Origin of the sequence: Micromonospora sp. NPDC020750, from assembly GCF_044334565.1 — a bacterium.
Taxonomy (GTDB): domain Bacteria; phylum Actinomycetota; class Actinomycetes; order Mycobacteriales; family Micromonosporaceae; genus Micromonospora.
The window spans coordinates 280,976-294,146 of record NZ_JBIRTH010000004.1; the positions used below are offsets into that span (position 1 = coordinate 280,976).

12 protein-coding genes and 1 pseudogene are annotated in these 13,171 nt (G+C 73.7%); 4 read left to right on the forward strand and 9 right to left on the reverse strand.

Going from position 1 to position 13,171, the window contains the following annotated elements; genetic code table 11:
• The 4 genes and pseudogenes from ACH4T9_RS15140 to ACH4T9_RS15155 all read left to right on the forward strand — a co-directional run.
• Nucleotides 1–238 (forward strand): annotated as a pseudogene (locus ACH4T9_RS15140) (aminopeptidase); the annotation flags it as partial.
• Between the two features lie 265 nt (nt 239–503).
• A complete protein-coding gene (locus ACH4T9_RS15145) occupies nt 504–2,516 on the forward strand; it encodes an ABC transporter ATP-binding protein (protein WP_396672810.1) in 2,013 nt (670 codons plus the stop codon).
• A gap of 338 nt (nt 2,517–2,854) precedes the next feature.
• Nucleotides 2,855–2,995, forward strand: coding sequence for a hypothetical protein (locus tag ACH4T9_RS15150; RefSeq protein ID WP_396672809.1), 141 nt, complete (start codon nt 2,855–2,857; stop codon nt 2,993–2,995).
• Nucleotides 2,995–4,239 carry a putative sulfate exporter family transporter gene (locus tag ACH4T9_RS15155; protein WP_396672808.1) on the forward strand — a complete coding sequence of 415 codons (1,245 nt, stop codon included), beginning with the start codon at nt 2,995–2,997 and terminating at the stop codon, nt 4,237–4,239. The genes ACH4T9_RS15150 and ACH4T9_RS15155 overlap by 1 nt, the downstream gene beginning before the upstream one ends.
• A gap of 47 nt (nt 4,240–4,286) precedes the next feature.
• Here ACH4T9_RS15155 and ACH4T9_RS15160 read toward each other — a convergent pair whose 3' ends face one another.
• From ACH4T9_RS15160 to ACH4T9_RS15200, 9 genes are all read right to left on the reverse strand, one after another.
• Complete coding sequence (locus ACH4T9_RS15160) at nt 4,287–5,594, reverse strand: sulfite oxidase (protein WP_396672807.1); 1,308 nt, start codon at nt 5,592–5,594, stop codon at nt 4,287–4,289.
• A gap of 115 nt (nt 5,595–5,709) precedes the next feature.
• Nucleotides 5,710–6,366 (reverse strand): hypothetical protein, encoded by a 657-nt coding sequence (locus ACH4T9_RS15165; protein WP_396672806.1) that lies wholly within the window; start codon nt 6,364–6,366, stop codon nt 5,710–5,712.
• Complete coding sequence (locus tag ACH4T9_RS15170; protein ID WP_396672805.1) at nt 6,363–7,769, reverse strand: selenium-binding family protein; 1,407 nt, start codon at nt 7,767–7,769, stop codon at nt 6,363–6,365. Before ACH4T9_RS15170 ends, ACH4T9_RS15165 begins: the two co-directional genes overlap by 4 nt.
• A 145-nt stretch (nt 7,770–7,914) precedes the next feature.
• Complete coding sequence (locus ACH4T9_RS15175; protein WP_396672804.1) at nt 7,915–8,430, reverse strand: NUDIX domain-containing protein; 516 nt, start codon at nt 8,428–8,430, stop codon at nt 7,915–7,917.
• Between the two features lie 11 nt (nt 8,431–8,441).
• Entirely contained in the window at nt 8,442–9,140 is a 699-nt protein-coding gene (locus ACH4T9_RS15180; protein ID WP_396672802.1) for an N-acetylmannosamine-6-phosphate 2-epimerase, read from the reverse strand.
• Nucleotides 9,141–9,144: 4 nt separating this feature from the next.
• Nucleotides 9,145–10,101 carry an ROK family protein gene (locus tag ACH4T9_RS15185; protein ID WP_396672801.1) on the reverse strand — a complete coding sequence of 319 codons (957 nt, stop codon included), beginning with the start codon at nt 10,099–10,101 and terminating at the stop codon, nt 9,145–9,147.
• Nucleotides 10,098–10,940 carry a carbohydrate ABC transporter permease gene (locus ACH4T9_RS15190; RefSeq protein WP_396672800.1) on the reverse strand — a complete coding sequence of 281 codons (843 nt, stop codon included), beginning with the start codon at nt 10,938–10,940 and terminating at the stop codon, nt 10,098–10,100. The genes ACH4T9_RS15185 and ACH4T9_RS15190 overlap by 4 nt, the downstream gene beginning before the upstream one ends.
• Nucleotides 10,930–11,883 carry a carbohydrate ABC transporter permease gene (locus ACH4T9_RS15195; protein WP_396672799.1) on the reverse strand — a complete coding sequence of 318 codons (954 nt, stop codon included), beginning with the start codon at nt 11,881–11,883 and terminating at the stop codon, nt 10,930–10,932. Before ACH4T9_RS15195 ends, ACH4T9_RS15190 begins: the two co-directional genes overlap by 11 nt.
• A 2-nt stretch (nt 11,884–11,885) precedes the next feature.
• Entirely contained in the window at nt 11,886–13,169 is a 1,284-nt protein-coding gene (locus ACH4T9_RS15200) for an ABC transporter substrate-binding protein (RefSeq protein ID WP_396672798.1), read from the reverse strand.
• Nucleotides 13,170–13,171 lie beyond the last annotated feature (2 nt).

Genomic DNA, 13,171 nt, shown 5'->3' on the forward strand with positions numbered 1-13,171 from the left:
CGCCACCACCTCCGGCAGCGCCCAGACCGTCGGCCTGTCCGCCTCCGGCGCGCCCAGCGGGGTGTCCGTGTCGTTCAGCCCGTCGTCGGTCACCTCGGGCGGCTTGGCCACGATGACCGTCACCACCTCCTCGACGGCGACCACCGGCACGTACACCATCACGGTCACCGGCACCGGCCCGGCGTCGACCCACACCGCCAACTACTGGCTCTTCGTCACCAAGGGCAGTGGCGGCTGATCCGTGGCCAGGTAGCCGGCGACAGCGCTCACCGCCCCCTCACGACGCCTCGGCCGGCCGTCGCGGCACCCGCGCCGCGCCGGCCGGCCCGAGGCGTGCCGCCTCCGGCGCCCGCACCGCCTCCGCTGTCGGGCGGCCCGGCCGGTCCTGCGACGCGCGTCCGACACGCCGTTGACGCGCAGACATCGCACCATAGCGCACAGTAGGCTCCCCGTGGTTGCCGGTCCGCCGCCGGTCGTGGCGGCGCTTCCCCTTGGAGGGGGCCGTGGAGAGAGCCGTCCGCCCACGCCGATCGCCTGACGCCGACCCGCCCGCCGACCCGGCCGCCGACGCGCCGCCGGCCGCCGACGCGCCGCCGGCCGCCACCGGTTCCACCCTGGACGACGCCGAGGCGTCGGTGCTGCCGGAGCTGGAGGACCGGGCGTGGATGCACCACGCGAACGACTTCGCCCACACCAGTTTCTGGGCGGTGGCCCGTCGGCTGCCCCGGCTGGTCCGCGAGGCGATCGCCCTGGCCTGGGCGACCAGTCGCCGGGACACCGCCGCTTCCGTCGGGCTGAACGTCGCCGCCGGGGCGATGACCACCCTCGGCCTGCTGGCCACCACCGGCGTGCTGCGCGAACTGTTCGCGGCCGGCCCCACGCCGGACCGGATCCGGGGGGCCCTGCCGGCCCTGGCGCTGACCGCCGCCGCCGTGATGGCCAAGGGTGGGCTCACCATCGCCGCCGGTTGGGCACAGGCCCGGCTCACCCCGCAGATCAACTACCAGGTCGAGCTGCGGCTTTTCGAGGCCACCACGGCCGTCGACCTGGCCGCATTCGACGACGCCGGGTTCGCCGAGGAGATGGACCGGGCCCGGGAACGCGGGGTGACCGAGGCGGCCTGGATCGTCGACCACACCGTCAACCTGATCACCGGCGTGGTCGGGGTGCTGGCCACCGCGGCGGCGGTCACCGTGATCCAGCCGCTGCTGCTGCCCTGCCTGCTGCTCGCCGCGGTGCCCGAGGCGGCGACCGCGGTGAAGGTCGCCCGCCGGCAGTACCTGGAGATGCTGGCCAGGATCAACCGGCGTCGCCGGATGTGGATGCTGGCCAACCTGATGGCCAACCGGCACACCGCCGCCGAGGTCCGGGCGTACCAGATGCGGGACTTCCTGCTCGGCGAGTACCGGCAGATGATGGCCACCGAGACGCGCGCCCACCTGCGCCTGGTCCGCACCCAGACCCGGACCCGGGTGCTCGGCACGTCCGCCGCGGGCCTGGCCACCTTCGGCGTGTACGCCGTCCTCGCCGGCCTGCTCCTGACCGGCATGGTGGCGCTCGCCGCCGCCGCGACCGCGCTGATCGCCCTCCAGTCCGCGCGCTCCAACCTCGGCATCGCGGTTTTCGCCACCAACGCGCTCTACGAGGACGCCCTCTACTACCAGGACTACCGCGACTTCCTGGACCGGGCCCTCAGCCGGACCGGCCCCCGCGGCGACCGGCCGACCGACGGGTTCGACGCCATCGAGCTGGACGGGGTCAGCCTGCGCTATCCGGACACCGACAGTCCCGCCGTCGACGAGGTGAGCCTGACCGTCCACCGGGGACAGGTGGTCGCCCTGGTCGGCGAGAACGGCTCGGGAAAGTCCACCCTGGCCAAACTCATCGCCGGCTTGTACCGGCCCACCGGTGGGGTGATTCGCTGGGACAACGTGGACACCGCCGAGCTCGACCCCCACCAGGCCGGCGCGCACGTCGCGGTGCTCACCCAGGACTGGTGGAAGTTCCCGTTCACCGCCGGGCAGAACATCCGCGTCGGCCGGCACAACCGGGCCGCTGGGGGGCCGAGTGTGCAGGACGCCGCCCGGGCCGCCGCCGCCCACGACATGATCATGGATCTGCCGTTCGGGTACGACACTCTGCTGGACCGCGAGTTCAAGGACGGCCACGACCTCTCCGGCGGCCAGTGGCAGCGCCTCGTCGCCGCCCGTGGCCTGTACCGGGACGCCCCGCTGTTGATCTGTGACGAGCCGTCGGCAGCGCTGGACGCCCGGGCCGAGCACGCCCTCTTCCAGCACCTGCGCCGCCGTCCCGACCGGGCGGTCGTGCTGATCACCCACCGGCTGGCCAACGTCCGGCACGCCGACCAGATCTTCGTGATGGAGCGCGGCCGGCTGGTCCAGCGCGGCACGCACGACGAGCTGATCGCCGCGGACGGGCTCTACCGCGAACTGTTCGACCTCCAGGCCAGCGGCTACCTCGGCGCCGCCGCCGAGGACGCGCCGACGCCCCGCTGACCGGCGCTACCGGCGCGTCGAGGGCTGATCGCCGTCCGCATGCTGGGCAGGAGCTTGAATTCCTACTGGGAGAGTAGGAAACTCGATCCGTGAGGACCCCTCTCCGGCTGGTCACCCGCCGGGTCGTCGACCTGATGCGGGTCGCCTCCGAGCTCTGTACCGGCCCGGGGCGCGTCCGCGCCTGACCGTGCGTCCGGCCGGTGCCATGGCCGTCGTCCTGTCGGCGGGCCCACCCCGGTCGCACCGCCGCCCTCGGCGGCCTCCTGACCTCCCCATCCGTCGGCGCGGCCTCACCGCGCCCGATGGGGCGTCCCATCTCCCGCATTCGAAGGAACCCGATGAGCGACAACCAACAGCCACCACCCACCGCGCCGGAGTCCCGGTTCGCCATCAACGAGGACTGGGCGGCCACCGTGCTGGGCCTGCTCCTGCTCGGCCTGGTCCTGGTCGGCGCGATCCCCGCCTGGCTGGTGCCCTGATGAGCGCCGACGCCGTCCGGGCGGCGACAGATGCCCCCACCGGGGACGACGAGGGTCGGCTCGCCGACGCGCCGACGGCCGGGCCCGCCGGTGCCACCGTGGCCGGGCCCGCTCCCACCGGGGACGACAGCGCCGGGGCCGGGCCCGCCATCGACCCCGCGCCGCGTCCCCGCGCCGTGCCGGCCTGGATCGCGGTCGGCCTCCTGGTGCTCCTCGCGCTGGCCGGGCTGACCCGGTACCTCGAACAGCAGGTGCCGGTCCTCGCCGAGGACACCGCGCTCGAGGGCGTCGCGAAGGCCGTCGAGTATCCCGTCTACGCCATCCTGCTCGGTCTGCTCGGTAACGTCGCGGTGACCCTGCTCGGCTGGCGGGACCGGGTCTCCGCCGCGTTCCGCACGGAGTTCTTCATCAAGACCGGGCTCGTCCTGCTGGGCGCCTCGATCAACCTGGCGGTCATCGCCAGCGCCGCCGGTCCGGCGATCGCCCAGGCGATCCTGCTGATCAGCGGCGTATTCCTGTTCACCTGGTGGCTGGCCGGCCGGTTCGGCCTGGACGACAAGCTGCGCGCCCTGCTCGCGTCGGCCGTGTCGATCTGCGGGGTCAGCGCCGCGATCGCCGCCGCCGGCGCCGTCCGGGCCCGCCGGGAGCAACTGGCCTACACGGCCAGCCTGGTCATCATCTTCGCCCTGCCGTCGATCTTCCTGCTGCCCTGGCTGGCCGGAGTGCTCGGCCTCTCCGACGAGGTGGCCGGCGCGTGGATCGGCGGCAACATCGACACCACCGCCGCGGTCACCGCCGCCGGGGCGCTCGCCGGCGAGGAGGCGCTCCAGATCGCCAGCATCGTCAAGGTCACCCAGAACGCCCTGATGGGCGTCGTTGCGGTCGCCCTCACCGCGTACTTCGCCCTGCGGGTGGAGCGGCGGCCCGACGCGGCCCGGCCGGGGGTGGGCGAGCTGTGGCGGCGCTTCCCCAAGTTCGTCCTCGGCTTCGTCGCCGCGTCGGTGATCGCCACGTGGTATCTCGACGCGGCGGGTGCTGACGGGAAGGCGACCATCGCGATCGTCAACGACCTGCGGGTGTGGTTCCTGATCCTGGCGTTCGTCAGCATCGGCCTGGAGGTCCGGGTGACGGCGCTGCGCGAGGCCGGCTGGCGCCCCGTCGCCGTCTTCGCCAGCGCCACCGTGTTCAACCTCCTGCTCGCGCTCGGGCTCGCCGTGTTGCTGTTCCGGGGCGTGTCGGCGTGACGGGCCGTCGGCGGGGACCGGCTGCCGGTCCCCGCCGACGGGACGGGTCAGCAGACCGTTACCGGGTGGTTGACGACGCCGTCGAAGAGGTAGCCGAGGTCGTTGGGGCGGGCCCGTTCCGGCTGGCCGGCCCCGGTGACGTCGGTGGCCCGCGCCCGTAGCGTCGCCGGCCCCGGCTTCGCCGGACGCCAGCGCGCCGTCCATCGCTGCCACGGCCCGCCCGCGTCCCCGGCGACCAGTTCGGCCGGCTGCCAGCCGTCGTCGCCCGTGTGTACCTGCACCGATCGGATCGGGCCCCCGCCCGACCAGGACCGGCCGCGCAGCAGCACCTCCGCCCCGGCCGGGACCCGGGCGTCCCAGGGCAGCTCGAAGGCGCTCTTCACCGACTGGGGGCCCAGCTGCCCGCCGCCGTCGGGCTGGCCGGGGCCGAACATGCGGTAGAGCTGGGTGTTCCACGGCGAGAACAGCGGGGTGGCCGACACCTCGACCGGGCCGACCCACTTGACCGAGGAGATGCCGATCCAGCCCGGCACCACCACCCGCACCGGGAAGCCGTGGTCCGGCGGCAGCGGCTCGCCGTTCATCTCGTACGCCAGCAGCACGTCGTCGAGGGCCTTGCCGACCGGCAGCGGCCGGCGGACCCGGCCCAGGTTCACCCCGCCGGTGACGTAGTCCGGGTCCAGCCCTTCCGGCATCACGTCGACCGCCGCGCCGGTCAGCCCAGCCCGACGCAGCACCGTGGACAGCCGCACGCCCCGCCAGTGCGCCACCCCGACGCCGCCCAGGCCCCACGCCACCCCGGGGGCGGGCCCGTCCTGCTGCCCGGCGAAGAACCGGCGGGCGTTACCGGCGCACTCGACCAGCGCGGTGACCCGCTCGGCGGGCAGCCGGCGCAGGTCGTCGTAGCCGAACTCGACCGGCCGGTCCCGGGTGGGCGTGCCGCGCAGGCCGTCGCCGAACAGGCTCAGCCGCCACGTGTCGGGGTCGATCGAAGGGGTTCGGGTGTGGTTGCGGACGAAGAACCGGTCGTTGGGCACCACGTACCCCTGCCCGGCCATCGCCTCCCAGCGCATCTCGGCGTTGGTGTCGTGCCGGGTGAACAGCCTGTCCGGCAGCGGCTTGACCATGCCCGGCCCGGTGGCGTTTCGCCCGGGGTCGGCGCCGACCGGGTCGGCCGCCACCGCGACCGGTTCGCGTTCGCCCGCGGCGGCGGCGGCGGCCAGGGCGGTCATCGCCGCGCCCAGCTCCAGCAGGCGGGGGCGGGGCACGCCCGCGCCCCGGGCCCGGCCGGCCAGCCACTGCCGGGCCCGTCGGGCGTCATGGTCGGCTTCGTCGTACGACAGGGAGTGCGGCATCGGGGGTCCCTCCGGCTCGGCGGCACGAACTCCTATTCAATCAATAGGAGTTCGTGCCGGGACAGCGCCGGGTGGCGGGAACCGCCGGCCCTTCGGCCGAGCCGACCGGCGCCGCTCAGGTCGCCGCGGCCACGACGGTGATCACCCCCGCGACCACCAGCACCCAGGCCCAGATCCGGTCCACGTTGAGCCAGGCCCGCCGCAGCACCCCGACGCCGAGCACCTCGTACACCGCCACGGCCGCGGCCAGCGCCACGCCGAACATCGCCACCGTGTGCACCCCGGCGGCGGCCAGCCCGGGCAGCGCGCCGGCCGGGGTCGCCGACAACTGCCCGGCGTGCCCGGCGTGTCCGGCGTGCCCACCGCCAGCGGCCGGCTCGGCGAGCAGCACCGGCAGCAGCATCAGCCCGGCGCCGTGCGCCGACGACATCAGGAACGACCACCCGGCGAGCTGCGCGTTGGACGGCCGCATCCCGGCCCACCGGAAGTGCCGCCGCGACAGCAACTGCCACAGCCCGAACCCGACCAGCAGCACCCCGCCGACGACCGCCACGGTGGTGCTCGCCACGACCGACCTGGTGGCGCTGACCAGCGCGGCCACCAGGCCCACCGAGGCGAGGTGGCCCAGCGCGATGGGCAGCAGCGACGTCACGAGCATCCGCCGGCTGCGCTCCTGAAGGCCCCGGCCCACCGCGAACAGCCAGCCCATGGCCGGGTTCAGCCCGTGGAACGCGCCGAGCCCGGCCAGCGCCAGCCAGGCCGTCCCGGTCACGGGAAACAGTACGAGTCGGAGGACGCGTCGCCGCCCTGCAACCGGGTCTGGTGCACCCGCAGCCCCCGGAACTCCTCCCCGCGCGGGAAGAACCGCGGGTCCGGGGTGAGCCCGCCGGCGACGGGGTCGACGTCCAGCTTGGCCAGCCAGGCGCCCACCCCGTCCGGGTAGAACTGGTCGTCCCACGAGCCGTAGAGGGAGTTGGACACGTACACCCGGCGGCCGTCGCGGCTGATCTCCACCATCTGCGGGCCGCCGGCGAGGGGCTCGTCGGGGAAACCCGGGTGGGGGGTGCGCCGCACGATGCCGCCGAGGCGCACCGACCCGGTCTGCACGGGGTGGAACGGGTCGCTGACGTCGTACTGGCGCAGCTCGCCGGTGCCCCAGCAGGAGACGTAGAGGAATCTGTCGTCGACCGACAGGTCGATGTCGGTGACCAGCGGCGGGACCGCCCCGAACGGCTTGAGCAGGTCCGGCAGGTCGGCCGGGTCGGCCGGCTCGGCCGGGATGTCGATCACCTTGGTCACGGCCCAGGCGTCGCCGTCGCGGTGCCACAGCCAGACCGAGGCGGACAGGTCCTCCACGCTGATCACCACGCCGACGAACCCGTACGTCTTCGTCGGGTCGTGCGCCGGTCGCAGCTCCAGCGGCATCTGGTACGCGTCGCCGAGGTCGACCCGCTGCACGTGCCGGCGCTTCGCCAGGTCCCAGAAGTGGATGGCGTGCCCGTACTTCCGCCCCAGCAGCAGCTCGCCGACGATGCCGTCCTCGATCATCGACGGGGTGCCCCACTCGCTGGTCACCAGCACGTCGTGGTTGAGGTGCCACCAGAAGTCGTACGCGAGGAACTGCGGCCCCCGGTCGGCCTCCCACGCCCGGCGGACCTCGAAGCTGGTGTGGTCGAGGATCGCGATGCCGCCGGGGCCCTCGGCGCCGTCGGCGCCGCCGAGGGCGGACAGGTAGATCCCGTCGGGGCCGCAGTGCACCGTGTGCGGCCGGGAGTAGCCGGCCCGCTGCGCCAACTCCTCCGGGCCGATCACCTTGATCAGCCTCGGGGCGCGCGGGTCGGGCTGGGTGTCGTACACGTGCACCCGCGACGAGCGCAGCCCGGGCACGATCAGGTAGCGCCGCTCGACGTGCGGGTGCGGCGCGGTCGGGCAGAGCGCGCTGCTGCACGCGTTCCACCCGAAGTGGTGCACCTCGTCGCCGGTGTGCGGCAGGTCGGTCCAGCCCACCACCCGCCCGTACGCGGGGGAGGCGGGGTCGGTGTCGAGGACCGCGATGGCGTCGGGGCGGGCCGCCGAGCGGTCGAAGGCGGCCACGTAGGCCAGCTTCTCGGCGGGGGCCCGGGCGGCGTCGCGGGGCGAGGGATAGAAGGACGGGTCGGGTGTCCAGCGGCTCATGGCGGCTTCCTCCGGGGTCGGCGTGCCGGACCGATCGCATCGACGCATCTCAGCGAGCGGAAACAGCCTACTGACCCGATGGGGCACCGTGGTTAACGCATCGTGCCGACTTCCCTGCCCAGGGTTGCCCGGTTGGGGCGGCCTCTCAGGCGTCCCGGTGGGCGGCGAGGAATTCGGCGAGCACCCGGGTGTGGGTGGAGAAGGCCAGCTCGGCGGGCTCGGTGAGCACCAGCCACTCGGTCGCCTCGTCGGTCGGCGCGGACGGCGGGAGCTGCCCGGCCGCCCGCTCGGGCAGCGTCCCGAAGACCATCATGGTGCCGCCGGCCGGGGCGCTGTGCACCCCGAACAACTCCGCGTCCCCGGCCGCCGCGACCAGCCCGGTCTCCTCCCGCAGCTCCCGGACCAGGGCGTCGCGCCACTCCTCGCCGTACTCGATGAAGCCGCCGGGGAGGGCGAGCAGGCCGCGCGCGGGCTCGATGTCCCGGCGCACCACGACCACGCCCAGGCCGGCGTCGGTGCGTACCGGCAGCACCGCGACCGCGACCGGCAGCGGATTACGCCAGACGGTGTGCCCGCAGGCCGCACAGGCCCGGGGCCAGCCGCTCCCCGCCGGATAGGCGATGCCGCAGGAGGAACAGTGGGAGTACGGTGCGCCGGTCATGCCGCTGCACGTTACCGCCCCGGCCGCCCGGCCCCCGCCGGGGTGGCCGCGGAGAGCCGGCGGGTGATCCACAGCGGCGAGGTGACGGCGTTGCCCATCACCACGGCGTGCGCGCCCGCCGCGAACGCCCGGCCGATCTCGTCGGTGCTGCGGTACCGCCCCTCGGCGAGCACCGGCACCGGCACCGCCGCCGCGAGCCCGGCCACCAGCTCCAGGTCCGGCCCGTCCCGGCGCGGACTGGCCGCCGTGTACCCGGACAGCGTGGTCGCCACCGCGTCCGCCCCGGCCCGCACCGCCGCCACCCCCTCGGCGACGGTGGAGACGTCCGCGAGGACCAGCGCGCCGGCGGCGTGCACCGCCGCGACCGTGTCGGCGAGGACCCGGCCGTCGGGGCGCGGCCGGTCGGTGCCGTCCACCGCGACGACGTGCGCCCCGGCGGCGGCCACCTGCACCGCCAGTTCGGGCGTCGGGGTGATGAACACCTCGGCGTGGCCGTGCTTGTACAGCCCGATCACCGGCACGCCGACCGCGGCGCGGATGGCGGCCACGTCGGCCGGCCCGTTCGCCCGGATCCCCACCGCACCGCCGGCAACGGCGGCGGCGGCCACCCGGGCCTGGACGTACGGGTCCCGCATCGGGTCGTCGGGCTCGTCCGGCAGCGGCTGGCAGGAGACCACCAGCCCCCCGGCGAGCGAGTCGAGGATTCCCACGTTCTCAGTCCTTTCCCTCGTCGAACGCCGGCCGGCCCGGGTCCGCCGACGCGGCGGCCGGCTCCCCGGTGGCGAGCCGGGCCGCGCCGACCACGACCGCGTCGGCGCCCAGCGCGGCAGGCAGCAGCGGCACGTCCGCCCAGCCCGGCGGCAGCTCGGCGGCGTAGGCTGCGGTCGCGGCCGGCAGCAGCGCCCCACCCGCCCCGCCGGCCACCAGCACCACCTGCGGGTCGAGCGTGGTCACCAGCCCGGCCAGGGCCGCGCCGAGGCTCGCGCCGGCCCGCTCGACCACCTCCCGGGCGGCGGCGTCCCCGGCCGTCGCCCGTTCGGCCACCTCGCGCCCGGTGATCCGCTCGCCGGTACGCAGGGCGTAGCCGGCGGCCAGGCCGGTGCCGGACGCGACGGCCTCCAGGTGTCCGTACCGGCCGCACCCGCAGCGCAGCCGTTCCGCCCCGGGCGCCGGCAGGTGGGCCACGGCGCCGGCCGCGCCCCGGGCGCCGGGGTCGATCCGGCCGTGCCGGACCAGCGCCCCGCCGAGCCCGGTGCCGACCGCCACCAGCAGCAGGTGTCCCCGGCCCCGGCCGGCCCCCGCCCAGCTCTCGCCGAGCGCGGCGGCGTGCACGTCGTTGACCACCCGCACCGGCCGGCCCAACCGTTTGGTCAGCTCGGTGCGGACCGCCGTGCCGGTCCACCCGGGCAGGCTGTCCGTGGCGTACCGGATGCCGCCGGTCGCCGGGTCGACGGTGCCGGCGGCGCCCACTCCGACCGGCCGGTCGGCGGCCCCGGGGATCAGTTCGGCGGCGAGCCGGGCGGCGGTGTCCAGCACCGCGCCCGGCCCGGACCCGGCGGGGGTGGGCGCCCGCAGGCGGCGCAGGACCGTGCCGTCGGCGGCGACCAGGGCCGCCGCCGTCTTGGTGCCGCCGATGTCGACGCCGACGGTGGCGTGGGCCGGGGAGGTCATCCCTTCAGGCCGGTGTGCGCCAGGCCCTCGACGAACTGCTTCTGCGCGATCACGAACACCGCCAGCACCGGCAGGGCGGTCATCGACGCCGCCGCGAGCTGGACGTTCCACATCGGCCCGCCGTACGCGTCGACGAACTGGGTCAGCGCCTGCGGCAGGGTGAACTTCTCCGGCGAGGAGAGGAACACGATCGGTTCGAGGTACAGGTTCCAGCTGTGCAGGAAGGTGAAGATGGCCACCGCGCCCAGCGCGGGGCGGGACAGCGGCAGGGCGATCTTCCAGAAGGTGGCGAACCGGCCCAGCCCGTCGACCCGGGCCGCCTCCTCCAGCTCCCCGGGCAGGGCGATGAAGAACTGCCGCATGATGAACGTGGCCAGCACGCTCGGCGCCCCGAAGATCGGCACCAGGATCAGCGGCCAGTGGGTGTCGACCAGCCCCAACTTGAAGAACATCTGGAACAGCGGGACGATCGTGACCTCGCTCGGGATGAGCAGGCCGGCGAGCACCACCAGGAACAGCACGTTCTGGCCCCGGAACCGGATCCGGGCGAAGGCGTACCCGGCCAGCGCCGCCACCGCGAGGGTGCCCACGGTGACCACCAGGGCGATGTAGACGCTGTTGAGGTACTGCCGCCCGAACGGCTGCAACTCGAACACCCGCTGGTACGCCTCCAGCCGCGGGTTCGTCGGCCAGAGCTGCGGCGGGAAGGCGAAGATGTCCGCCACCGGCTTCAGCGACGAGGTGACCATCCACCAGGTGGGGAAGACGAACGGGATCGCCAGGACCATCAGCACCCCGTAGAGCACCAGCTTCGTCCTGGGCGACAGGTCACGACTCATGGAAGACCCATCTCTTGCGCATCTGCCACTGCAGCACGGTCAGCGCGAGCACGATCGCGAACAGCACGATCGACAGGGTCGCGCCGTAGCCGAAGTGGTGGAACTGGAAGGCCTGCTGGTAGAGGTAGTAGACGAGCACCGTGGTCGAGGTGCCCGGGCCACCCTGGGTCAGCACCGCGATCTGCGCGAACACCTGCAACGAGCCGACCACCGTGATGATCGACGTGAGCATGATCGTCGGGCTGATCAGCGGCACGGTGATCCGCCAGAACTGCCGCAACCGGCTCGCCCCGTCCACCTCGGCGGCCTCGTACAGATCGCCTGGCACGCCCTGGAGGGCGGCCAGGAACAGCACCATGTTCAGGCCGACGTTCTTGAACACCTGCACGACGACCACCGACAGCATCGCGGTGCCCTCGCCGCGCAGCCAGTTCGGGCCGTCCACGCCGATCGTGTCGAGCAGTCCGTTGATCCCGCCGTTGTCCTGGAGCAGGAAGCCCCACACGATCGTCCAGGCGACCAGGGAGACCACCACGGGGGAGAAGAACAGGGTGCGGAACACGATGGTGCCGCGCAGCTTCTGGTTGAGCAGCACGGCCAGCATCAGCGCCAGCGCGAGGTTGAACACCACCAGCCCGACCGAGAACAGCCCGGTGGCCTTCAGCACCCCACCCAGGTTGGTGTCCTCGGCGAGCTGCGTGTAGTTGTCCCCGCCGACGTAGTCGAACGTGCCGGCGAGCACGTTCCACTCGTGCAGGCTGTACCAGACCACCAGGACCAGCGGCAGGATCACGAACACGATGCTGCCGATGAGCTGCGGGGCGACGAACAGGTACCCGGCGAGCTGGTCGCGCCGGCGGCTGGTCCACCACGGCGGACGGGCCCGGCCCGGGGCGGGCCCGGTCTTGGCGACCGGGCCCGTCCTGGTGTCCGTCGGGGACATGGTCACTTCGCCAGCAGCGGCTGGATCTTGGCGCACACGCCGTCCAGGACCGCCTTGATGTCGGCGTTCGGCTGCCACAGCGGGTCGAGCCCGGCGCGGACCTGCTGGCTCAGCTCGGCCTGCCCGGCGTGGCTCGGCTTGACCACGCCGCTGGTGATGCCGTCGATGACGACCTTCTGCAACTGCTCCGGCTTGAGCTTCGGGTTCGTCTTGCCCAGCGTCTCGGCGGTCAGCAGCGACTGCCGCGGCGGCGGGAAGAACTGGGCCAGCTTCGCCGAGTTGGTGGGGTTGGTGAAGAAGGCCAGGAAGTCGGCCGCCTCGTCGGCGTGCGGGCTCTTCTTCATCACCCCGAGGCCGGCCTGGCCGAGCACCGCGTAGTTGCCCTTCGGGCCGGCCGGCAGCGGCACCAGGTCCCAGCCGAAGCCGCCGTCCTTCAGCAGCGACGCCCGGGAGATCTGGGTGACCGTCATGGCCGCGTCACCGGCGAAGAAGTCCGCCGTGGTGCCCGGGCCGGGCAGCGCCTTGTCGGTGAAGATCCCCTTGTGCAGGGCGGTCATCGCCGCGACCATCTCCGGGGAGTTGAAGCCGCAGGACTTGCCGTCCTCGCTCCACGCCTGGGCGCCCCAGCCGGTGAAGAAGGTCGACAGGTTGTCCCAGCCCTTGTAGTCGAAGTCCCGGATCACCAGGCCGGCCTTGCCGGACTTCTTGGCGGACGCCGCGGCGGTGGCCAGGGCGTTGTCCCAGTTCCACTGCCCGGCGGCGATCAGCTCGGCCGGCGTCTTCTGCCCGGCCTTCTTCACCATGTCGGTGTTGACGAAGACCCCGAACGGCGAGTTGGAGAACGGGTACGCGTACAGCTTCCCGTCGTCCTGCCAGAGCTTCGTGGTGGCGGGGGAGAGGTCATCGTAGCCGTACCCCTCGGTCTTCTTCAGCGTCTCGTCCAGCGGCAGCAGCGCGCCGGATGACACGAAGTCAGGGGCCGAGTTCTCGAACACCCAGGCCAGGTCGGGGGCGTTGCCGCCGGCGATCTGGGTGGTCAGGGTGGTGGTGTAGTTCTCGAACGGCAGCGGGTCGAAGGTGATCGACTCCACGTCCGGGTGGGACTTCTTGTATTCGTCCGCGATCTCGTTGAACAGCTTCAGGTGCGCCTCGTTGGCGGACCAGACCGTCATCCGCAGCTTCGCCGGACCGCTGTCGCCGGCGTCGTCCCCGCCGCCGCAGGCGGTCAGGGCGAGCGCGCCGACCAGTGCGACGGCGACGCCGCGCAGGGCCTTTCCTGCTCTCACAA